Annotated in this window: 18 protein-coding genes and 1 pseudogene; 6 read left to right on the forward strand and 13 right to left on the reverse strand. The window is 70.9% G+C overall.

Annotated features, from left to right (window positions below; translation table 11 throughout):
- Positions 1–5 precede the first annotated feature (5 nt).
- Positions 6–440 (reverse strand): nuclear transport factor 2 family protein, encoded by a 435-nt coding sequence (locus ACFWGZ_RS07865; RefSeq protein ID WP_382450708.1) that lies wholly within the window; start codon positions 438–440, stop codon positions 6–8.
- A 118-nt stretch (positions 441–558) separates the two neighbouring features.
- On the opposite strand from ACFWGZ_RS07865, the gene ACFWGZ_RS07870 reads away from it, so the two are divergent.
- Both ACFWGZ_RS07870 and ACFWGZ_RS07875 read left to right on the forward strand, forming a co-directional pair.
- A complete protein-coding gene (locus ACFWGZ_RS07870; protein WP_382450709.1) occupies positions 559–1,086 on the forward strand; it encodes a CGNR zinc finger domain-containing protein in 528 nt (175 codons plus the stop codon).
- Between the two features lie 80 nt (positions 1,087–1,166).
- The gene (locus tag ACFWGZ_RS07875) at positions 1,167–2,324 is read left to right on the forward strand and encodes a hypothetical protein (RefSeq protein WP_382450710.1); all 1,158 of its coding nucleotides are present in this window, start codon (positions 1,167–1,169) and stop codon (positions 2,322–2,324) included.
- Between the two features lie 6 nt (positions 2,325–2,330).
- Here the strand turns inward: ACFWGZ_RS07875 and ACFWGZ_RS07880 are convergent, their stop codons facing one another.
- Complete coding sequence (locus tag ACFWGZ_RS07880; RefSeq protein ID WP_382450711.1) at positions 2,331–2,975, reverse strand: hypothetical protein; 645 nt, start codon at positions 2,973–2,975, stop codon at positions 2,331–2,333.
- A 157-nt stretch (positions 2,976–3,132) separates the two neighbouring features.
- Here ACFWGZ_RS07880 and ACFWGZ_RS07885 point away from each other — a divergent pair, with 157 nt between their 5' ends.
- Complete coding sequence (locus ACFWGZ_RS07885) at positions 3,133–4,695, forward strand: GAF domain-containing sensor histidine kinase (RefSeq protein ID WP_382450751.1); 1,563 nt, start codon at positions 3,133–3,135, stop codon at positions 4,693–4,695.
- Between the two features lie 49 nt (positions 4,696–4,744).
- On the opposite strand, the gene ACFWGZ_RS07890 is transcribed toward ACFWGZ_RS07885, so the two are convergent.
- Complete coding sequence (locus tag ACFWGZ_RS07890; protein ID WP_382450712.1) at positions 4,745–5,395, reverse strand: response regulator; 651 nt, start codon at positions 5,393–5,395, stop codon at positions 4,745–4,747.
- A gap of 149 nt (positions 5,396–5,544) precedes the next feature.
- Complete coding sequence (locus tag ACFWGZ_RS07895) at positions 5,545–6,102, reverse strand: YceI family protein (protein WP_382450713.1); 558 nt, start codon at positions 6,100–6,102, stop codon at positions 5,545–5,547.
- A 208-nt stretch (positions 6,103–6,310) separates the two neighbouring features.
- Between ACFWGZ_RS07895 and ACFWGZ_RS07900 the strand changes: the two are divergent.
- A pseudogene (locus ACFWGZ_RS07900) lies at positions 6,311–6,499 on the forward strand (MarR family winged helix-turn-helix transcriptional regulator); the annotation flags it as partial.
- Between the two features lie 135 nt (positions 6,500–6,634).
- Here the strand turns inward: ACFWGZ_RS07900 and ACFWGZ_RS07905 are convergent.
- The gene (locus ACFWGZ_RS07905) at positions 6,635–7,579 is read right to left on the reverse strand and encodes a helix-turn-helix domain-containing protein (RefSeq protein ID WP_382450714.1); all 945 of its coding nucleotides are present in this window, start codon (positions 7,577–7,579) and stop codon (positions 6,635–6,637) included.
- A gap of 71 nt (positions 7,580–7,650) precedes the next feature.
- Here ACFWGZ_RS07905 and ACFWGZ_RS07910 point away from each other — a divergent pair, with 71 nt between their 5' ends.
- Positions 7,651–7,800 (forward strand): hypothetical protein, encoded by a 150-nt coding sequence (locus ACFWGZ_RS07910; RefSeq protein ID WP_382450715.1) that lies wholly within the window; start codon positions 7,651–7,653, stop codon positions 7,798–7,800.
- Here the strand turns inward: ACFWGZ_RS07910 and ACFWGZ_RS07915 are convergent.
- A complete protein-coding gene (locus tag ACFWGZ_RS07915) occupies positions 7,793–8,905 on the reverse strand; it encodes a citrate/2-methylcitrate synthase (protein WP_382450716.1) in 1,113 nt (370 codons plus the stop codon). The genes ACFWGZ_RS07910 and ACFWGZ_RS07915 overlap by 8 nt on opposite strands.
- 42 nt (positions 8,906–8,947) lie before the next feature.
- On the opposite strand from ACFWGZ_RS07915, the gene ACFWGZ_RS07920 reads away from it, so the two are divergent.
- Positions 8,948–10,069, forward strand: a complete 1,122-nt coding sequence (locus ACFWGZ_RS07920) for a citrate synthase (RefSeq protein WP_382450717.1) — start codon at positions 8,948–8,950, stop codon at positions 10,067–10,069.
- A gap of 347 nt (positions 10,070–10,416) precedes the next feature.
- On the opposite strand, the gene ACFWGZ_RS07925 is transcribed toward ACFWGZ_RS07920, so the two are convergent.
- From ACFWGZ_RS07925 to ACFWGZ_RS07955, 7 genes are all read right to left on the reverse strand, one after another.
- Positions 10,417–12,123, reverse strand: coding sequence for a 1-deoxy-D-xylulose-5-phosphate synthase (locus tag ACFWGZ_RS07925; RefSeq protein WP_382450718.1), 1,707 nt, complete (start codon positions 12,121–12,123; stop codon positions 10,417–10,419).
- Positions 12,113–13,054, reverse strand: coding sequence for a 4-hydroxy-3-methylbut-2-enyl diphosphate reductase (locus ACFWGZ_RS07930; RefSeq protein WP_382450719.1), 942 nt, complete (start codon positions 13,052–13,054; stop codon positions 12,113–12,115). The genes ACFWGZ_RS07925 and ACFWGZ_RS07930 overlap by 11 nt, the downstream gene beginning before the upstream one ends.
- Positions 13,055–13,065: 11 nt before the next feature.
- Positions 13,066–14,124: a family 2 encapsulin nanocompartment cargo protein polyprenyl transferase gene (locus ACFWGZ_RS07935; RefSeq protein ID WP_382450720.1), complete on the reverse strand. Its 1,059-nt coding sequence runs from the start codon at positions 14,122–14,124 to the stop codon at positions 13,066–13,068.
- Between the two features lie 2 nt (positions 14,125–14,126).
- Positions 14,127–15,485 (reverse strand): family 2B encapsulin nanocompartment shell protein, encoded by a 1,359-nt coding sequence (locus ACFWGZ_RS07940; protein ID WP_382450721.1) that lies wholly within the window; start codon positions 15,483–15,485, stop codon positions 14,127–14,129.
- Positions 15,486–15,563: 78 nt separating this feature from the next.
- Positions 15,564–16,553, reverse strand: a complete 990-nt coding sequence (locus ACFWGZ_RS07945; RefSeq protein ID WP_382450722.1) for a hypothetical protein — start codon at positions 16,551–16,553, stop codon at positions 15,564–15,566.
- Positions 16,554–16,569: 16 nt separating this feature from the next.
- Complete coding sequence (locus ACFWGZ_RS07950; protein WP_382450723.1) at positions 16,570–17,652, reverse strand: hypothetical protein; 1,083 nt, start codon at positions 17,650–17,652, stop codon at positions 16,570–16,572.
- A gap of 5 nt (positions 17,653–17,657) precedes the next feature.
- On the reverse strand, positions 17,658–19,064 hold the full coding sequence (locus ACFWGZ_RS07955) for a family 2B encapsulin nanocompartment shell protein (RefSeq protein ID WP_382450724.1): 1,407 nt from the start codon (positions 19,062–19,064) through the stop codon (positions 17,658–17,660).
- Between the last annotated feature and the right edge of the window lie 78 nt (positions 19,065–19,142).

The raw sequence follows: 19,142 nt of genomic DNA on the forward strand, positions 1-19,142 counted from the left end.
CGCCGTCACTCCGCCGGGATCTCGTGGGTCGACGCCGGGTCGACGCGGCGATCGGACTCGGCGATCCGCACGTCGTTGATGCTCGCCTCGCGCCGCGACATGAGGCCGGACTCCGCGAACTCCCAGTTCTCGTTGCCGTAGCTGCGCCACCACTGGCCCTGGTCGTCGTGCCACTCGTACTGGAAGCGCACGGCGATGCGGTGGCCGCCGAAGGCCCACAGCGACTTGCGCAGCGCGTACTCGTGCTCGCGCTCCCACTTGCGGGTCAGGAACTCCACGATCTCGTCGGTGCCGTGGACGAAGTCCGACCTGTTGCGCCACACCGAGTCCGGTGTGTAGGCGGCCGCCACCCGCCGCGGGTCGCGGGTGTTCCAGGCGTCCTGGGCCGCCTGCACCTTGAGGCGGGCGGTCTCCTCGTCGAACGGGGGTACGAGCAGCACGGCGGGTCCTTCCAACGGTTGGATGATGCTGCAAACGTTAGAACGGTTCTCTAACGGATGCAAGCCCGTGTTACCGTTAGGTGTGTTGACACCCGACGAACCCCGTCCGGTCCTGCTGATGAACACCGTCTGGGCCAACCGGTCGCAGGTGCACGACGACCTGACCACCGTCGGTGGGCTCCGCGACTTCCTCGGCGTCGCCGCGGACGAGACCGACCTCACGGCGTTCCGCGCCCTCCGGCGGGCGTTGCGCGACCTCGCGGGCGTGCTCACCGAGGACACGCGCGAGGTCGCGCGGGACCGCGACCTCGACCGCGCGGTGGCCGAGGTCAACCGTGCGGCCAGGAGCGCGCGGCACTGGCCGCGGCTGGCCGTGGAGGGCGGGGAACTGGTGCGGCACAACGACAGCGAGGGTTCCCCCGCCGACCGGGAACGCGCGTCGATCGCCGCCGAGGCCGTCGAGCTGTTCACCGGCGCGGACCGCGTCCTGTTGCGCGCCTGCTACGCACCGGGCTGCGTGCTGTACTTCGTGAAGGACCACCCGCGCCGCGAATGGTGCTCGGCGTCGTGCGGCAACAGGGCCCGCGCCGCACGCCACTACCGGCGCAATCGGGGTGAATCCCCTGGTCCGAACGGGTTTTCCTGATCGCCGGGCCTACACATGAGCCGCCGCCGTTCCGATAACCCCGGTACTGAGGCGCATTTTTCGTGTGGTGGTGATCCGCGATGTCCAGAGAATCCGTACCAGGCCACGACATCAGCTATCACCTCGTCTGTTTCGACGAGACCGGCAACGAACGGGGACGCGCGAGCGCGGACGTCTTGTACGACGCCCGCCGCGGCGTGACCGACGTGTTCTTCTTCATCCACGGGTGGAACGGCGACGTGCCGGCCGCCCGGCAGCAGTACGGGCAGTGGGTCGCGACGATGGCCGGCTGCCACGCCGAACGCGAGGCGGCGCACCGGCTTCCCGGTGGTTTCCAGGCCCTGCTCGTCGGCCTGCACTGGCCGTCGAAGGCCTGGGGCGACGAGGACGTGCGGTCGGACGAGTTCATCCGGGCGCAGGCGAACAGGCTCGGCGGCGGCGCTGCCCGCACGGCCGCCGTGCGCACGATCGTCGAGGCGGCGCGGCACCACCCGTGCCGGATGTCCCCGGCGGTCCAGCAGGCCTACGACTACCTGGAGAGCTCGGTGCCCGACCTGCCGGGCGAGGACGGGTCGGCGTTCGACGCCGCGCAGCTCTACCGGGCCTGCCTGGAGGACCCGGCGCTGGGCGGAATCCTGTCGCCGCTGAGGATCCTGACGTTCTGGAAGATGAAACGGCGCGCGCGGGTGTTCGGGGAGAGCGGTGCCGCCCGCATCGCCCGCGAGGTCGCGCAGGTCGCTCCCGGCGCCCGGATCCACCTGATGGGCCACAGCTTCGGCTGCATCACCGCCGCGGCGATGGCGAACGTGGTGCCGGCCGCGACGCTGACCCTGGTGCAGGGCGCGATGTCGCTGTGGTCGTTCGCCGAACGCCTGCCCGGCGAACCCGGTTCGGGCTACTTCCGCGGCGTGCTCGGCCGCGTGCCGGGCCCGATCATCGTGACCACGTCGTCGAACGACCACGCCATCGGCCGGTTCTACCCGCTGGCCGCGCGCTCGGGCCGCCAGGTCGACCTCGACTCCTACCCGAAGTACGGCGGGCTCGGCGCGCACGGCGTGCAGGGCACCTACGCCCACGGCCACAAGATCGACTCACCCGGTGAGCTGACCAGGGGACAGGTGCACAACGTCGACTGCACGTCGGTGATCCGCCGCATCGACGGCATCGCGGGGGCGCACAACGACATCTGCCACCCCGAACTGGCGAAGCTGCTGTGGAAGGCGGTGGTGTCGAGGTAGAACGGGTCAGCCGAGCCGCAGCACCAGCTGCGGCACCAGGGTGTTGCCGAGGTAGGGGCGCAGGTCCGCGCGCAGCGCCGGCAGGCTCACCGCGTCGAGCGCGGGCGCGACCGCGATCCCGGCCGTCGCGGCCGTGAGGACCACGCGCTGCATCGCCTGGCCGGCGCGGATCTCCGCGGCGGCGCCCTGGTTGAACGTGCACAGCACCAGCTCGTCGTCCCCGCGGACGTGCACCCACGCCCGTTCCACCTCGGCCGCCCGCGACAGCAGCCCGCGCCGCGAGGCCGGTTCGGGGAACGTCGTCCACGTGCGACGGTTCGTGCGCAACGCGTGCAGCAGCGCCAGCACGTCCGGGTCGGCCGGCTGGTACCCGCCGAGCCGCACGGCCGCGGCGGCACCGCCCGCGCTCTGCCCCGGCAGCAGCGTCACGAGTGGACGGATGCCGTGCCCCTGCAGCGCCAGCCGGACGTCGAGCAGCGCGACCCCGCAGGCGATCCGCGCCTCCCGGCTGTGCGGGGTGGTGGTGTGCAGCTCGATCTGCTCGGGCCGCACCTCGAACCGGACCCCGGGAGCGGCGGCCCTCGCGAGCGCCAGGACGCCGCGCACGTCCTCGCCCGCGAGGCCGAGCGAGCCGGGCAGGGCGATCGTCATGGTGACACTGTGCGGGGGTCCAGACCATCCGGCCACGGTCGAAGGTCCTCTTTTCCCAGGGCCGTGCGATGCCGGAAAGTGTGCGAATCTAGTCGTCGTGCCAAATGCGCCCGGTCGCCGCGACCTCGAAGAGCTCCTCGACGAGGTGCGTGACCGCATGGACGAGATCGTCACCACGCGTGACCACATGCAGGAGCTGCTGAGCGCCGTCCTCGCCGTCGCCTCCGGCCTCGAGCTGGAGTCGACCCTGCAGCGCATCGTGCAGGCCGCGGTGGACCTCGTGGGCGCCCGCTACGGCGCGCTGGGCGTGCTCGGCACGCGCGACGACCTCGCCGGGTTCCTGCACGTGGGCGTCGACCGGATCACCCGGCAGAAGATGGGCCACCTGCCCGCCGGCAAGGGCCTGCTCGGGCTGCTGATCAAGGACCCGACGCCGTTGCGGCTGCGCGACCTCGCCCGGCACGAGATGTCGGTCGGCTTCCCGCCCAACCACCCGCCGATGCACAGCTTCCTGGGCGTGCCGGTGCGCGTGCGCGACGAGGTGTTCGGCAACCTCTACATGACCGAGAAGGTCGACGCGGCCGAGTTCACCGCGGACGACGAGGCGGTGCTGCAGGCGCTCGCCGCGGCCGCCGGCATCGCCATCGAGAACGCGCGGCTCTTCGAGCGGTCGCGGCTGCGCGAGCGGTGGCTCGAGGCCATCGGCGAGGTCAACTCCGAACTGCTCGGCGGCGCGTCCGGCGAGTACGCGCTGCGGCTGATCACCCAGCGCACCCTCGAACTGGCCGGCGCCGACTCCGCGCTCGTCGTGCTCGGCGACGGCGGGCCCGAGCCGTTGTCGGTGGCGGCGAACGCGGGGGTGAGGATCGACGACTTCGACGCGCGCGACTACGCGGTCGAGGAGGTGGTCCGCTCCGGCGTGCCGCTGCTGGTGGACGACCTGCGGTCGGCGTTCGGTCCCGCACTGGCCGTGCCGCTGCGGGCCGGGCCGGTGGTCACGGGCGCTCTCGTCGTGCTGCGCAAGGCGGGGCAGTCGCGGTTCCTGCCCGACCAGGTGCCGGTGCTGGCGTCGTTCGCGGACCAGGCGGCGGTCGCGCTGGAGTTCGCGGAACAGCAGCGCTCCCAACGCCTGCTGGACGTGCTGGAAGACCGCGATCGCATCGCGCGCGACCTGCACGACCACGTGATCCAGCGGCTCTTCGTCACCGGTCTGACGCTGCAGGCGACCATGCGCCGCATCGCCGACCCGGAGGTGAGCGCGCGCCTGCAGACCGCCGTCGAGCAGCTCGACGAGACCGTCCGCGAGATCCGCACCTCGATCTTCGACCTGCACTCGACGGACAGCACGTCGCTGCGCCGCCGCCTGCTCGACCTGGTGGCGGGCCTGACCGAGGCGACGCACCTCAAGCCGTCGATCCGCATGTCCGGCACCGTCGACAACTCCGTGCCGCCCGAGCTCGCCGAACACGTCGAGGCCGTGGTGCGCGAAGCCGTCACGAACGCCGTGCGGCACGCGCGCGCGACCGAGCTGACCGTGCTGATCGACGCGGGCGACGACGTCGTGATCACCGTGCAGGACAACGGGGTGGGCATCCCGGCCGACGCCTCGCGCAGCGGCCTGCGCAACCTGGCCCGGCGCGCGGAGAAGTTCGGCGGCACGCTCGCGATCCGCGCCACGGAGGGCGGCGGCGCGTGCCTGGTGTGGCGGGTCCCGCTCTAGCAGCGGCGAGCACGCCGGGGGACAGGCCCCGGGGCCCGGGGGAGAGGTCCTAGCGGGGCTTCTCGCCGTCCTTGCGGAACTGCGAGGCGAACACGGCGGCCTGGGTGCGGCGCTGCATGCCGAGCTTCGCGAGCAGGTGCGAGACGTAGTTCTTGACCGTCTTCTCCGCGAGGAACATGCGCTCGGCGATCTGCCGGTTCGTCAGGCCCTCGCCGATGAGGTCGAGCACCGTGCGCTCCTGCTCGCTGAGCATGCGCAGCGGGTCGCCCTCCTCGCGCTCGCGGCGGATCCTGTTGAGCAGCGCGGAGGTGGTGCGAGCGTCCAACAGGGACTGTCCCGCCGCGACGGTGCGCACGGCGTTGACCAGGTCGGCACCCAGGATCTGCTTGAGCACGAACCCGGACGCGCCCGCCATGATCGCGTCGAACAGGGCCTCGTCGTCGGCGAAGCTCGTCAGCATCAGGCACTGCAGGCCGGGCAACCGGCTGCGCAGCTCGCGGCACAGCTCGATGCCGTTGCCGTCGGGCAGCCTGATGTCGAGCACCGCCACGTCGGCCTGCGCGCCCGGCACCTTCGTCAGGGCCTCCGCGACCGACGCGGCGTCGCCGACCACCTCGAGATCGGACTCCTCGCCGAGCAGGTCCGCGATGCCGCGGCGGACGATCTCGTGGTCGTCGACGAGGAAGACGCGCGTCGCCATGGACGTCACGGTAGCCCACGGCACCTGTCCCGAGGAGACCAACGGCACGCGCCGCGCTAGGCCGATCGGGCGTCGTTTCAGGCCAGGTGAACGCGAAAGCCCGGGCCGCTCTCGCGGTGCCCGGGCTCGTGCGGTGAACCTGGTCTCGATCAGCCCTGCTTGATCGCCGAGATCTCGAACTCGAGGACGACCTTCTCGCTCACCAGGACGCCGCCGGCCTCGAGGGCCGCGTTCCAGCTGACGCCGTAGTCCTTGCGGTTGATGGTGTGCGAGCCCTCGAAGCCCACGCGGGTGTTGCCGAACGGGTCGACGGCCACGCCCTCGAAGGCGAAGGGGATGGTGATGTTCTTGGTGACGTCCTTGATGGTGAGGTCGCCGGTGATCTCGAAGTTCTCGGCGTCGACCTGCTTCGCGGAGGTCGAGACGAACTTGATCTCCGGGTAGGTCTCGACGTCGAGGAACTCGTTCGTGGTCAGGTGGCCGTCGCGCTGGGCGTTGCGGGTGTCGATGCTCGCAGCCTTCAGCGTGACCTCGGCGGTCGTGTTCTCCGGCTTGTCACCGTCGATCTTGATCTTGCCGTCGAACTCGTTGAACGCACCACGGACCTTGGTGACCATCGCGTGGCGGGCGACGAAGCCGATGCGGGAGTGCGACACGTCGATGACGTAGTCGCCGGTCAGTTCGGTGAGGCTGGTGGCCGTGGTCATGTCGGTCAGTCCTTCGGTAGGTCGATTTGGTTGAAGTGTCATCCACTTTGCACGAACCTGGATGATGTGTCAACTATTCCCGTATGCTGAACCCGTGACACGATGGTTGGAACCTGAGCAGCAGCGTGCGTGGCGTGCCTACGTCCGCATGCAGGGGGAGCTGAATGCGCATCTGAGCAGGCAGATGTCGGCCGACTCCGAGATCTCGATGGCCGACTTCGCCGTGCTGGTGCAGCTCACCGACACGCGGGACGAACGCGTGCGCGTGCTGGAGCTCGCACGGTCGTTGAACTGGGAGAAGAGCCGCATCTCACACCACGTCGCGCGGATGGAGAAGCGCGGCCTGGTGAGCAGGGAGAGCTGCGGCAGCGACGGGCGCGGGTCGTTCGTCGTGCTGACGGACCTCGGCCGGTCCGCGATCGAGGCGGCCGCTCCGGCGCACGCCGAGATGGTGCACAGGCTGGTGTTCGACATGCTCGACACCGCCGAGGTCACGGCTCTGCGGGAGATCTCCGAGAAGATCCTCACCCGCTTAACGACCGGCGAATGTGCGGCGGTAGTCGCTGGGTGCGACGCCGACGACGCGGTGGAAGTGGTGCCGGAGCAGGGCGGCTGTCCCGAAGCCGGACCTGGCGGCGACGGCGTCGACGTCGAGGTCGGACTCCTCGAGGAGCCTGCGCGCGTGAAGCACCCGTTGGAGTGACAGCCACTTGTTCGGCGTGGTGCCGGTCTCCGCGGCGAACCGGCGCGCGAACGTCCGCTCGGACATGACGGCGAGCTTCGCCATGGAGGCGACCGTGTGGTTGTCCGCGATCGTGTCGAGCACCCTCTCCAGCACCGGCTCGAGGCTGTCGGAGCTGCACGCGGGGATCGGGAGCTCCACGAACTGCCGCTGACCGCCGTCGCGCTGCGGTGGCACGACCATCCTGCGCGCGATGGTGTTGGCGATCTTGGTGCCGAGCTCCCTGCGCACCAGGTGCAGGCACGCGTCGATGCCCGCGGCGGTGCCGGCGCTCGTGATGATGTCGCCGTCGTCGACGAACAGCACGTCCGGGTCGAGCCGGGCCTTCGGGAAGCGCTCCTCGAACTGCCTCGCCTCACGCCAGTGCGTGGTGCAGTGCCGGTCGTCGAGCAACCCGGCCGCGCCCAGGATGAACGCCCCGCTGCACACGCTGAGCAGTGTCGCCCCGGTCTCCTGGAGGGCCTTGACGAGCTTCTCCGGGTACTCGTCGCGGACGCGCGCGGCGGGAAGCGCGACGAGGTCGACGCTCTGCAGCGCGTCGAACCCGTGCTCGGGCGTGATGCTCACGCCGCGGATGTTCGTCGGCACCGGCTCGTTCGGCAGTTCGCCGCAGACCCGGAAGTCGACGAGCGGCACGCCCTCCTCGGTCCGGTCGACCCCGAACACCTCGCAGAGCAGCCCGAACTCGAACGGCGCGACGCCGTCGATGAGGGGAACCGCCACCGATCGCAGCATGGCAGGATATTAGCGCGCATCGTCAGATCTGCCACTGTTGGCGGGATATTGCTGGCCGCAAACTTACTGACATGACTCTTGCAGCGATCGTCCTCCTGGTGGCAGGCCTCTCCGTCTGGCTCGACCGGCACCGTGACCGCAGCGCCGGCCTGGCCGGCTCGACCGACGTCCACGACCGCGACCGCGTCCGGGCGCGCAACGACCTGCGGTACCTCACCTGACGATGTGCGGTTCCGGTCCCGTGTAGCGGGCGACCGGGCGGATGATCTTCGTGTCCTCGGACTGCTCGAGCGCGTTGGCACACCACCCGATCACCCGGCTGCACGCGAACGTCGGCGTGAACATCTCGCGCGGGATGCCGCACTGCTCCATCACCACGCCGGCGTAGAACTCCACGTTCGCGTACAGCTGCCGGCCGGGCTTGAGCTCGGCCAGCAGCTCGGTCACCCGCTTCTCCACGGTGACCGCGAACTGCGTGAGCGCGGTCGGCCGCTCCAGGGCGATCTCCCTGAGCAGGCGGGCCCGCGGGTCCTCCGTCCGGTAGACGGCGTGGCCGAAGCCCATGATCCGGTCGCCCTGCTCGATGCGCTCCCGCACCCAGGCGTCGACGTTGTCCGGCGACCCGATGAGGTCGAGCGCCTCCAGCGCCCGGTCCGGCGCGCCCCCGTGCAGCGGCCCGGAGAACGTGCCGATCGCCGCCGTCACCGCCGACACGACGTCCGCGCCGGCACTCGCCACGACGCGTGCGGTGAACGTGGACGCGTTGAACCCGTGGTCGATCGTGGCGATCAAGTACTGCTCGACGGCCCGGCTCGTCCACGTGGACGGCTCCTGTCCGGTCAGCATGTACAACCAGTTCGCCGACATGGACAAATCAACCCTGGGGTTGATCGGATCAAGTCCGAGCTTGATCCGGTGCAGTGCCGCCAGGATCGTCGGCGTGATCGCGCTGACCTTGAGCGCGTCCGCCCTCCTGGTGCTCATCGGCGCGTCCCACATCGGCTGCGACGGCAGCATCGACAGGGCGGTCCGCAGCCCGGCCAGTGCCGTGCACCCCGACCGGGCGATCGCCGGCAGGACCTCGCGGACGGCCGCTGGCAGCTCGCGCAGACCGGCCGTGCGCTCGGCGAACTCCGCCGCCTCGGCCGCGTCCGGCAGCCTGCCCTCGGCGAACAGGAACCACACGTCCTCGAACGACCGCGTCCTGGCCAGGTCGATCGCGTCGTGCTCGCGGTAGTGGTAGTAGCCCGCGGCACCGTTCACGTCCCCGATCAGGGTCGTGGTGACGACGACGTCTTTAAGCCCTTTGGGTGCATCAATCAACATGGATGAGAGAGTCCGTCAACATGTCCAGTACAGTCAACGTTGATGGAATCAATGTTGACGACGAATCAAGCTGCTCGCCGCCTGGGCGTGAAGCCGGCGACGGTGTACGCGTACGTCAGCCGCGGACTCCTGACCAGCACGAAGGTGAACCGCTCCAGCATGTTCAGCGTCTCCCAGGTGGAGGCGCTGGCGCAGCGCACCGGTGCCCGCGGAGCAGTGGCCGCTGTGACCGAAAGCATCCGCACGCGCATCTCCCTGCTGGAGAACGACCACCTGCACTACCGGGGCCGTTCCGTCCCGCTGCTCGCGAGCACGAAGCGGTTCGAGGACGTGGCCCACTGGCTGTGGACCGGGATCGACTCGACGGACCTGCAGTTCCCGGAGGGCCAGGAGATCTGGATGGCCCTGCCCGACAGCGCCACCCTGACCGACCGCGTCCGGGTGGCCGTGGCCCTCGCGGGCGCCGGTGACCCGCTCCGCTTCGACCTCGACCGCGGCACCACCACCGCCAAGGCGCTGATCGCCGACGTCGTCGAGTCCCTCCCGCTGATCGGCCGCCCGCAGGGCACCGACATCGCCGACCGCCTGTGGACCCGCCTGTCCCCGCGCGAGCCGCAGCCGGACCTGCTGAACGCCGCCCTGATCCTGCTGGCCGACCACGACCTGGCGATCTCGACGATGGCCGCCAGGGTCGCCGCCTCGGCCCACGCCCACCCGTACGCCGTCGTGTCTGCGGGACTGGGTGCCATGGAGGGCCAGAAGCACGGCACCGCCACCACCATCGCGCACCGCTTCCTGGCCCAGGCCCAGTCGGACCCGATGGGCGCCGTGGCCGAGCACCTGCGCTCCGGCGTGCCCATCCCGGGCTTCGGCCACGGCGTGTACCAGTCGCGCGACCCGAGGGCCGACCACCTGCTCGCGCTGCTGCGCGGTCACGGGGACCTGGTGGCGGACAAGGTGATCGCGACCCAGCCGCAGACGTTCCCGAACATCGACCTGGCGCTGGCGCAGTTCGGGCTGCTGTTCGAGATGCGGCCCGACGCCGGGGAGGCGATCTTCGCGATCGCGCGGATCGTGGGGTGGATCGCGCACGCGATGGAGGAGTACAAGGAGCCGGGGCTGAGGTTCCGCGCGATGGGCGTCTACACGGGCGACCGGCCGTAGCCGGCGGCGCCGTGGGCGCACCGGCATCTTCGAGGGGTGGTCCGGGAGCCGCGCCGGGAGGGACTCTGCGCCACCTGGACGGTGCCGTGGTGAGGGAACCGCGGTGAGGGAACCGCGGTGAGCGAGTCGCGGTGAGCGAGTCGCGGTGAGAGAGTCGCGGGGATCGGACGGGTTGCCGGGAGGACGGCGCGGCCGAGCCCGTGCGAGTGCCCGCCTTCCCGCGGCCTTGGTCCGCCCCGGTGGCGTGAGTCATCGGGGGCCATGCGCTGCTCGGGCACGCCACGACCGGCGGCTGGCCCTGCGCCGAGGTCGACGTTCCACCCCGGCACCAGGGCCGCGCCGGGTCGTCACTTCACGCCGAGGCGCTTCAGCACGCTCGTTGTGATGCCGGCCGCGTCCAGGCCGTGGGCGCGCAGGATGCGGGCCCGGGAGTCGTGCGGCAGGAAGCGGGGCGGCAGCGCGAAGGTCGCCACGCAGGTGGACGACCCCGCCAGGGCCTGGCCCAGGCGTGCGCCGAGAGCGCCGGTGGACGTCGTGTCCTCCACCGCCAGCACCAGGCGGTGCTGGCCGCTGTACTTCACGAGGTGCGGGTCCAGGGGCGCGGTCCAGCGCGGGTCGACCACGGTGGCGCAGACGTCGTGCGCGGCCAGTTCCGCGGCCGCGGCGAGACAGGCGCCCGCCAGCGGGCCGACGGCGACGAGCAGCACCTCGGCGGCGGGGTCCTCGTGCAGCACGTCGAAGTGGCTCACCCGGCGCACCGCCAGCACGTCGGGGCCGATGGGGGCCTTCGGGTAACGCACGACAGTCGGTCCGTCGGACACGTCGACCGCCTCGCGCAGCAACTCGCCCAGCGATGCCGGGTCGCGGGGTGCCGCCAGGCGCAGGCCGGGGACGACCGGCAGCACGGAGGCGTCCCACGTGCCGTGGTGCGACGCGCCGTCCGGGCCCGTCACGCCGGCGCGGTCCAGCACGAACGTGACTGGCAGCCGGTGCAGGGCCACGTCCATCAGCACCTGGTCGAACGCGCGGGACAGGAACGTCGAGTAGACGGCGACCACCGGGTGCAGGCCGCCCATCGCCATGCCCGCGGCGGACGTCACCGCGTGCTGCTCGGCGATCCCCACGTCGAACGTGCGGTGCGGGAAGCGCACCGAGAAAGGCCGCAGCCCCACCGGTTCCAGCATCGCCGCGGACAGGCAGACGACGTCGGGGCGGTCCTCGCCCAGCCGGACGATCTCCTCGGAGAACGCGTCGGTCCAGGTGCGGCCGCCGGACGAGCCCGAGGCGCCGATCGCGTGCATGCGGTCGCGCTCGTCGGTCTCCGCGGGGACGTGCCCCTTGCCCTTCACGGTCCGGCAGTGCACGACGACCGGCCGCGCGAGGGCCTTGGCCTCCCACAGCGCGTCCTCGACGGCCTGGACGTCGTGGCCGTCGACCTCACCGACGTAGGCGAGGCCCAGCGCCTCGAACAACCCGCGGGCCGACCCGTCGCGCAACGCCGTCGCGATGCCGCCCGCGGTCGGGTCGTACGAGCGGCCGTTGTCGTTCAGCAGCACCACGACCGGCCGGGTGGAGCCGCCGATGTTGTTGAGCGCCTCCCAGCACATGCCGCCGGTCAGCGCGCCGTCACCGACGACGGCCACCACGCGGCGGTCGGCGCCGTCGAGCTCGAACGCCTTCGCCAGGCCGTCCGCGTAGGACAGTGCGGTCGAGGCGTGTGAGTTCTCCACGACGTCGTGCACCGACTCGGCGGCGGACGGGTAGCCGGACAAGCCGCCGGCCTGGCGCAGCGAGTCGAAGTCGGCGCAGCGGCCGGTCAGCATCTTGTGCACGTACGACTGGTGCCCGGTGTCGAACAGCACGACGTCCGCGGGCGAGGAGAACACCCGGTGCACGGCGATGGTCAGCTCGACGGCGCCGAGGTTCGGGCCGAGGTGCCCGCCGGTCCGCTGCACCTTGGCGACCAGGAACGACCGGATCTCCTCGGCCAGCGCGGCGAGCTCGGGGGCCGACAGGGCGCGGACGTCCGCGGGGGAGGTGATGTCAGCCAGCACGGCGCACCGCCAGCGGCAGCGTGAACGCGATCGTCTCGGTCGCCGTCGTGTGCGTCGACACCGAGACCGGGCCCAGCGACTCCAACGTCCTCACCACCTCGTCCACCAGCTCCGGCGGGGCCGACGCTCCCGCCGACAGCCCCACGCTCGACACGCCGTCGAGCCACGCGGGGTCGATCTCGGACGCGTCGTCGACCAGGTACGCCGGGGTGCCGCCGCGGGTCGCGAGCTCGACCATCCGCACCGAGTTGGAGGAGTTGCGCGACCCCACGACCAGCACCAGGTCCGACCGCTCCGCGACCTCCCGGATCGCGACCTGCCGGTTCGTGGTGGCGTAGCAGATGTCGTCGGAACCGGGCCCGCGCAGCTGCGGGAACTTCCGGTGCAGCGCCTCGACGACCTCGGCCGTCTCGTCGACGGCCAGCGTCGTCTGCGTCAGGTACGACACCGGTCCGGCGATGTCCAGCGCGAGCACGTCGTCGACGGTCTCGACGAGCACCATCCGGTCCGGAGCCTCGCCCAGCGTTCCCTCGACCTCCTCGTGCCCGGCGTGACCGATCAGCACGATGGTGTCGCCGCGGTCGGCGAAGCGCCGGGCCTCGGTGTGCACCTTCGCCACGAGCGGACAGGTCGCGTCCAGCACGTCCAACGACCGCTCCCGGGCCTCCGCGCGCACGGCGGGGGAGACGCCGTGCGCGGAGAACACCGCGGTGGCGCCGAGAGGCACCTCGGAGAGCTCCTCCACGAACACGGCGCCACGAGCCTCCAGCGACCGCACCACGTGGACGTTGTGCACGATCTGCTTGCGCACGTAGACGGGGCCGCCGCGCTGGTCGAGCAGTCGTTCCACGATCTCGATCGCGCGCTCCACCCCGGCGCAGAACGACCGGGGTGAGGCGAGCAGGACCGAACGCGGCGGGTGTTCCGTCATCGAGTGGCCTCTCAGTGGTCTCGGTGGGTGACCAGCTGGGCGAGCGTGCCCAGCTCGACCGCCGCGCGGGCGGTCGGCGACGCCTCGCCGAGGTGGACCAGCGCCTGCGTGTGCAGCTCGTCGGCCTGCGCCTGGCTCCACGCCCGCCCACCGGCCGCGTCGACCAGGAACGCCGCCCGCGCAAGCGTTTCCGGGTTCATCTCGTGCGAACCCGCGTACAACTCCGCCAGCTCGGCGGAGGCGGGCACACCGGCGTTCAGCGCGCGCACGACCGGCAGTGACTTCTTGCGGTTCACCAGGTCGGAGTGCGCGGCCTTGCCCGTCACGGCCGGGTCGCCCCAGATGCCGAGCAGGTCGTCCACGTGCTGGAACGCGAGCCCGAGCTCGGCGCCGTAACCGCGCATGGCCTCGACCTGGAGGTCCGACCCGCCGCCGTACAGCGCGCCCAGCGCCGTGGACGCGCCCAGCAGCGCACCGGTCTTGCCGCGGGCCATCAGCTCGACCTCGGACACCACCACGTCGGACCGCGACTCGAAGTCGAGGTCGTAGGCCTGGCCGTCGAGCAACGCCACCGTGGCGTCGCCCAGCGTCCGGATGGCCTCCAGCGCGCGCGGATGTCCCGACGCGGCGAGGACGTCGACGGCCAGCGCCTGCAACGCGTCCCCCGCCAGTATCGCCGCGCTGACCCCGTACACCGTCCACGCCGTAGCGCGGTGGCGCCGGGTCGTGTCGCGGTCCATCACGTCGTCGTGCAGCAACGAGAAGTTGTGGATCAGCTCCACCGCGACGGCCGCCGGCACGGCGTCGGCGGGGGTGCCGCCGACGGCCTCGGCCGCCAGCAGCACCAGCGCGGGCCGGATCGCCTTGCCGCCGTTCTCGAGCACCGGGTTGCCGTACTCGTCGCGCCACCCGTGGTGGTACTCCGCGACCGCGCGCATCGACGGCGGCAGCTGGTCCACGGCCCTGCGCAGAGCCGGCAGCACGAGGCTCCGGCTCCACGCGAGCACCTCGCCGGCCGCTCGCCCGGCGGCGAGCGGTTCGGTCCTCCCGCCAAACGTCTGTGCTGTCATGGCTACAGACCGACCTCGACGTTCTCCAGCACGCCCAGCGCGTCCGGCACGAGGATCGCGGCCGAGTAGTACGTCGACACCAGGTACTTGAGCATCGCGTGCTCGTCGATGCCCATGAACCGCACGTTCAGGCCGGGCTCGTACTCGTCCGGGATGCCGGTCTGGCGCAGGCCGACGACGCCCTGCTTCTCCTCGCCCAGGCGCATCGCGAGGATCGACGTGGTGCCGTTCTTGTTGACCGGGATCTTGTCGCACGGCGCGATCGGGATGCCGCGCCACGTCTGCAGCTGCCGGCCCTCGACGTCCGCGGTCGGCGAGTAGAGCCCGCGCGAGTTCAGCTGGCGGCCGAACGCGGCGATCGCCTTGGGGTGGGCCAGGATGAGCTTGGTGTTGCGGCGCCGCGAGATCAGCTCGTCCATGTCGTCCGGCGTCACCGGGCCGGAGTGCGTGCTGATCCGCTGCTTGAGGTCGGCGTTCGCGATGAGGCCGAACTCCTTGTTGTTGACGAGCTCGTGCTCCTGCCGCTCGCGCAGCGCCTCGATGGTGAGCCGCAGCTGGTGCTCGACCTGGTCCATCGGCTGGCTGTAGAGGTCGGCGACGCGGGTGTGCACGCGCAGGATCGTCTGCGCCACCGAGAGCTCGTACTCGCGCGGCCGCAGCTCGTAGTCGACGAACGTGCCGGGCAGGGCCGGCTCGCCGTCGTGGCCCGACGCGATGTCGATCTCGGCCTCGCCGTGCTTGTTCGACGTCTTCGACGGGTGCGCCAGCTGCTGCGCGATGTGGTCGTGCAGCGCCTCGATCTGGGTGTCGAGCTGGGCGAACGCCGCCCGCGTCAGCACCACGGCGGTGGTCGGCGTCACCGCGCGGGCCGTGAAGCTCCACTCCTTGTCGGCACCGGCGAGGACCGGCTCGTCACCGATGTACTCGCCGTCCGCGATCGTGCCGAGGGACACGTCGTTGCCGTACTCGCCGCGCCCGGTCTTCGCGACCTTGCCGTGCGCGATGACGATGATCTCGTCGACGGACGTGCCGCGCTGCGCGATCACCTCGCCCGGCTCGTACTCGCGCTGCTCGAAGCGGTTCGCCACGGCCGTCAGCGCCGCCTCGTCCTCGAAGCCGCGCAGCAGCACGAACTCGCCCAGCTCCTGCGGGACGATCCGCACCTCGGACCCGACGGCCGTGAACGTGACGCGGCCGTCGCCGATCGCGTAGCTCAGCCGCCGGTTCACCCGGAACGCGCCACCCTTGGCCTCGACCCACGGCAGCATGCGCAACAGCCACCGGGGCGAGATGCCCTGCATCTGCGGTGCGGACTTGGTGGTCGTGGCGAGGTTGCGCGCAGCGGCCCGCGACAGGCTCATCTGCTGGTCCTCGACCCCAATGCCCGGATCGGTAACAGTCACTGCGGGTCCTGCCAATCTGTTTTCAGCGGGAGGGAACTAGCGGACTAGTGCGGCGGACGTGCCCAGTCCGGTGGGGCGTCGCAACGCCGTCAGCGACGGCGTCGGGTAGGGCTGGTACCGCCCGGTGCGCTGCGTCCACAGCAGCTCACCGGCGAGCCACGACTTGAGCGCCTCGACGTAGGCCTTGAGCGCGGCCCGTTGCGCGGTGTCGAGCCCGTACCGGTCGGCGAGGTGCGGCAGGTCTTGCGCCGCCGATGTCGCGAACTGCTTCATCCGTGCGTTGACCAGGTCGGCGACCATGTCCACCGCCTGCTGCAGCTCGCAGTCGAAGAAGCTCCGCACCACCTGCACCGCGTTGGTGACCAGGCCGGTGTCGGGGCCGAACCTCTCGTACCCGAACACGTCGGCCTTGAGGCTGGTGATGTCGGCGAACGCGTCGACCAGCGCCCGCATGGTGGAGTCGGCCAACAGCTCCGGCGGCAGCCGGTCGATCAACGGCCCGGCGGCGAGCCGCGCGGACATGTCGGCGGCGATGGTCCGGCGCCGCATCTCCACGAAGTCGACGGGGTCGGGCACCCGGCCCTGCGCGTTGCAGTGCACCTCCCACAGCATCGCGTCGAAGTACTCGTCGAGCGAAGCACGGTCGCGCTGGTCGAGCGGAGCCCGCGTGAGCAGGTCGGCGAGCCCCCGCTCCACCGCGGACCAGGTGGGCTGACCCGGACTGTCCATGATGGACCGCATGCGGGCGACGAAAGCCTTGGCGCCCAACAGGTCGCGGGTGCGGAAGTAGCCGTCGTAGAACAGGTCCGCCACGTACCAGGCCCACACGTGCATGTCGCTGATCTGCACCAGCGCGTCCAGGCCGAGCGTCGGGTGGGCGAGGGGCGTGAACGACCCGAAGTCGGACTGGTCGTAGTACGCCTCGGTCCAGAGCTGCCCGTCGAGCATGCCCGTGGTCCGCGCCCACGCCCTGCTGTGCTGCCGGACGGCGTCGACGTGCGGCGAAAGCCTTGCCGCGAAAGGCATGTCGAACGAGGGGATCTCAACCACGGGCCACCCCCGGCCAGGCCGCGGACGTGCCCAGGCCGGTCGGCCCGCGCAGGATCGTGCGGAAGAACGCGGAGTTGCCCGCGCCACCGCCCTCGACCTTGGTGTAGCGGCCGGCGTGCAGGTGCCACTCGTGCCCGCCGGACTGCCAGTCCTGCAGTCCCTTGACGTACTTGAGCACCCGCGCCTGCTCCTGCGGCTCCAGCGCGTTCTCGGCGAACAGCAGCGGCAGCTCGGTGAACACGGTGTTCTCGAACTGGTGCAGCCGCGAGGTCAGCAGCCTGTTCACGGCCTCGACCGCGGTCTGCGTGTCGTGGCCGAAGAACTTCTCGAACACCAGCACGCCGTTGGAGTTCTCGCCCTCGCGCAGCACCTCGCGCTCGTACGAGAAGATGTCGTTGCGCAGGTGGATCGCGTCGGAGAACGTGTCGGAGAGGACCCGCAGCGGGCGGGTGCCCGCGACGGACGCGGGCACCTCCGCGGCCTCGGACAGCTCCACCAGGTTCGCCGACCAGGGCGCGCCGCCGACCTTGCGGCGCATCTCGACGTACTCGATCGGGTTGGCGACCGTGCCGCTCTCGATGTTCTTGACCTCCCACATGCACTCGAGCAGCAGGTTGTGGGTGCTCGTGGTGAACCGGCGCCGCCAGTCCTGCGACATCAGCGGGATCGTCCGCTGCCACAGGTCGACCAGCCCGCGCTCGGTCGGGTTCCGCGGCTCCGGCCACGGGTCCGTGCCGTTGAGCGGCATGAACGCCGGCAGCCGGTCGAGGTAGGCCTTGGCTCCCGCGACGTCCTTCGTCTGCTTGAACTCCGCGAGGAACTCGTCGTCGAAGTAGAAGACCCAGACGTACCAGTCGGTGATGAGGTCGAGGACCTCCGCGGGCGCGTCCGGGTGGGTCCACGCGCACATGAACCCGTAGTCGTCGCCCGCGAGGACCTCTTCGGTCCACACCCCGGTGTCGAGCATCCCCATGTCCCGCGCCCACTGCGTCGAGTGGGCGCGGGCGCGGTCGAGGTGCGGGTTCCTCCGCGCCGGGTGCGGCACGTAGAACTCCGGCATGGTGAAGGAGGACAACGGTCCTAGCCCTCGCGGCCGAGCTCGACGTGCTCGAGCACGCCGATGGCGTCCGGCACCATGATCGCGGCCGAGTAGTAGGCGCTGACCAGGTAGTTGATGATCGCCTGGTCGTTGATGCCCATGAACCGCACCGACAGGCCCGGCTGGTACTCGTCGGGGATGCCGGTCTGGTGCAGGCCGATGACGCCCTGGTTCTGCTCGCCGGTGCGGATCAGCATGACCGACGACGTGCGGGTGTCCGAGATCGGGATCTTGTTGCACGGCAGCACGGGGATGCCGCGCCAGGCGGGCACCTGCTGGCCGTTGAAGTCGATGTGCTGCGGGTAGAGGCCGCGCCGGTTGAGCTCGCGGCCGAACGCGGCGATCGTGCGCGGGTGGGCGACGAAGTAGCCGGGGTCCTTCCACACGATCGACAGCAGCTCGTCGAAGTCGTCCGGCGTGGGCGGGCCGGAGCGGGTGTGGATGCGCTGCTTGAGGTCCGCGTTGTGCAGCAGGCCGAACGAGCGGTTGTTGACGATCTCGTGCTCCTGGCGTTCGCGCAGGGCCTCGATCGTGAGCCGCAACTGCTGCTCGACCTGGTCCATCGGGTGGTTGTAGAGGTCCGCGACCCGGCTGTGGACCTGCAGCACGGTCTGCGCGACGCTCAGCTCGTACTCGCGCGGCGTGAGCTCGTAGTCGACGAACGTGCCGGGCAGCACGGGCTCGCCGTCGTGGCCGGACGCGAGGTCGATCTCGGCCTCGCCGTGCTCGTCCTGCGGCTTGTTGCGGCTGTTGAACGTGTGCTGGATGTGCGCGCGCAGGCCGCCGGCCTCGCCGTTGAGCGCCTGGAAGGCCTCCCAGGTCAGCGTGAGCACCGTGACCGGCGTGACGGCCTTGGCGGTGAACTCCCACTCGCCCTGCGGGCCCGCGAGGACGGTCTCGCCGAAGTACTGGCCGTCGGCCAGGTTGCCCAGGACGGTCTCGCCGCCGTACTCGCCGGTGCCGACCTTGTCGACCTTGCCGTGCGCGATCAGGACGACCTGGTCCTTCGGCCGGCCCTTCTCGACGATGACCTCGCCGATGCCGTACTCCCGCTGCGTGAAGCGGCCGGCGAGCGCGGCGAGGACCTCTTCGTCGTCGAAGCCCTTCAGCAGCGCGAGCTCGGTGAGCTCCATCGGCACGACGCGGACCTCGGCGCCGATGTTGGTGAACGAGACGCGGCCGTCGCCGAGCGTGTAGGTGAGGCGCCGGTTGACGCGGTAGGCACCGCCCGCGGCCTGGACCCACGGCAGCACCTTGAGCAGCCAGCGGGAGGTGATTCCCTGCATCTGCGGGACGGACTTGGTGGTCGTGGCCAGATTACGAGCGGCGGCCGTACCCAAGCTCAGCTGCTGACGGCCCTCGTTGAGGTCAGAATCCGTCACGGTCACAACCCACACCTACCTGTCTCAATGCGCTAATGGAGCAATCCGACGAGCCGGAATGGACGTTAGTTCGCGCAATTGAGA

The organism is Lentzea sp. NPDC060358 (assembly GCF_042725365.1).
Taxonomy (GTDB): domain Bacteria; phylum Actinomycetota; class Actinomycetes; order Mycobacteriales; family Pseudonocardiaceae; genus Lentzea.

Coding starts and splice junctions, on each gene's coding strand:
- ACFWGZ_RS07945 (WP_382450722.1), bottom strand. CDS start 16,553: ATGCCTTTCGCGGCAAGGCTTTCGCCGCACGTCGACGCCGTCCGGCAG.
- ACFWGZ_RS07940 (WP_382450721.1), bottom strand. CDS start 15,485: ATGAGCCTGTCGCGGGCCGCTGCGCGCAACCTCGCCACGACCACCAAG.
- ACFWGZ_RS07890 (WP_382450712.1), bottom strand. CDS start 5,395: ATGGCGACGCGCGTCTTCCTCGTCGACGACCACGAGATCGTCCGCCGC.
- ACFWGZ_RS07930 (WP_382450719.1), bottom strand. CDS start 13,054: ATGACGGAACACCCGCCGCGTTCGGTCCTGCTCGCCTCACCCCGGTCG.
- ACFWGZ_RS07935 (WP_382450720.1), bottom strand. CDS start 14,124: ATGACAGCACAGACGTTTGGCGGGAGGACCGAACCGCTCGCCGCCGGG.
- ACFWGZ_RS07895 (WP_382450713.1), bottom strand. CDS start 6,102: ATGACCACGGCCACCAGCCTCACCGAACTGACCGGCGACTACGTCATC.
- ACFWGZ_RS07885 (WP_382450751.1), top strand. CDS start 3,133: ATGGACGAGATCGTCACCACGCGTGACCACATGCAGGAGCTGCTGAGC.
- ACFWGZ_RS07875 (WP_382450710.1), top strand. CDS start 1,167: ATGTCCAGAGAATCCGTACCAGGCCACGACATCAGCTATCACCTCGTC.
- ACFWGZ_RS07905 (WP_382450714.1), bottom strand. CDS start 7,579: ATGCTGCGATCGGTGGCGGTTCCCCTCATCGACGGCGTCGCGCCGTTC.
- ACFWGZ_RS07915 (WP_382450716.1), bottom strand. CDS start 8,905: ATGTTGATTGATGCACCCAAAGGGCTTAAAGACGTCGTCGTCACCACG.
- ACFWGZ_RS07920 (WP_382450717.1), top strand. CDS start 8,948: ATGGAATCAATGTTGACGACGAATCAAGCTGCTCGCCGCCTGGGCGTG.
- ACFWGZ_RS07880 (WP_382450711.1), bottom strand. CDS start 2,975: ATGACGATCGCCCTGCCCGGCTCGCTCGGCCTCGCGGGCGAGGACGTG.
- ACFWGZ_RS07870 (WP_382450709.1), top strand. CDS start 559: ATGAACACCGTCTGGGCCAACCGGTCGCAGGTGCACGACGACCTGACC.
- ACFWGZ_RS07910 (WP_382450715.1), top strand. CDS start 7,651: ATGACTCTTGCAGCGATCGTCCTCCTGGTGGCAGGCCTCTCCGTCTGG.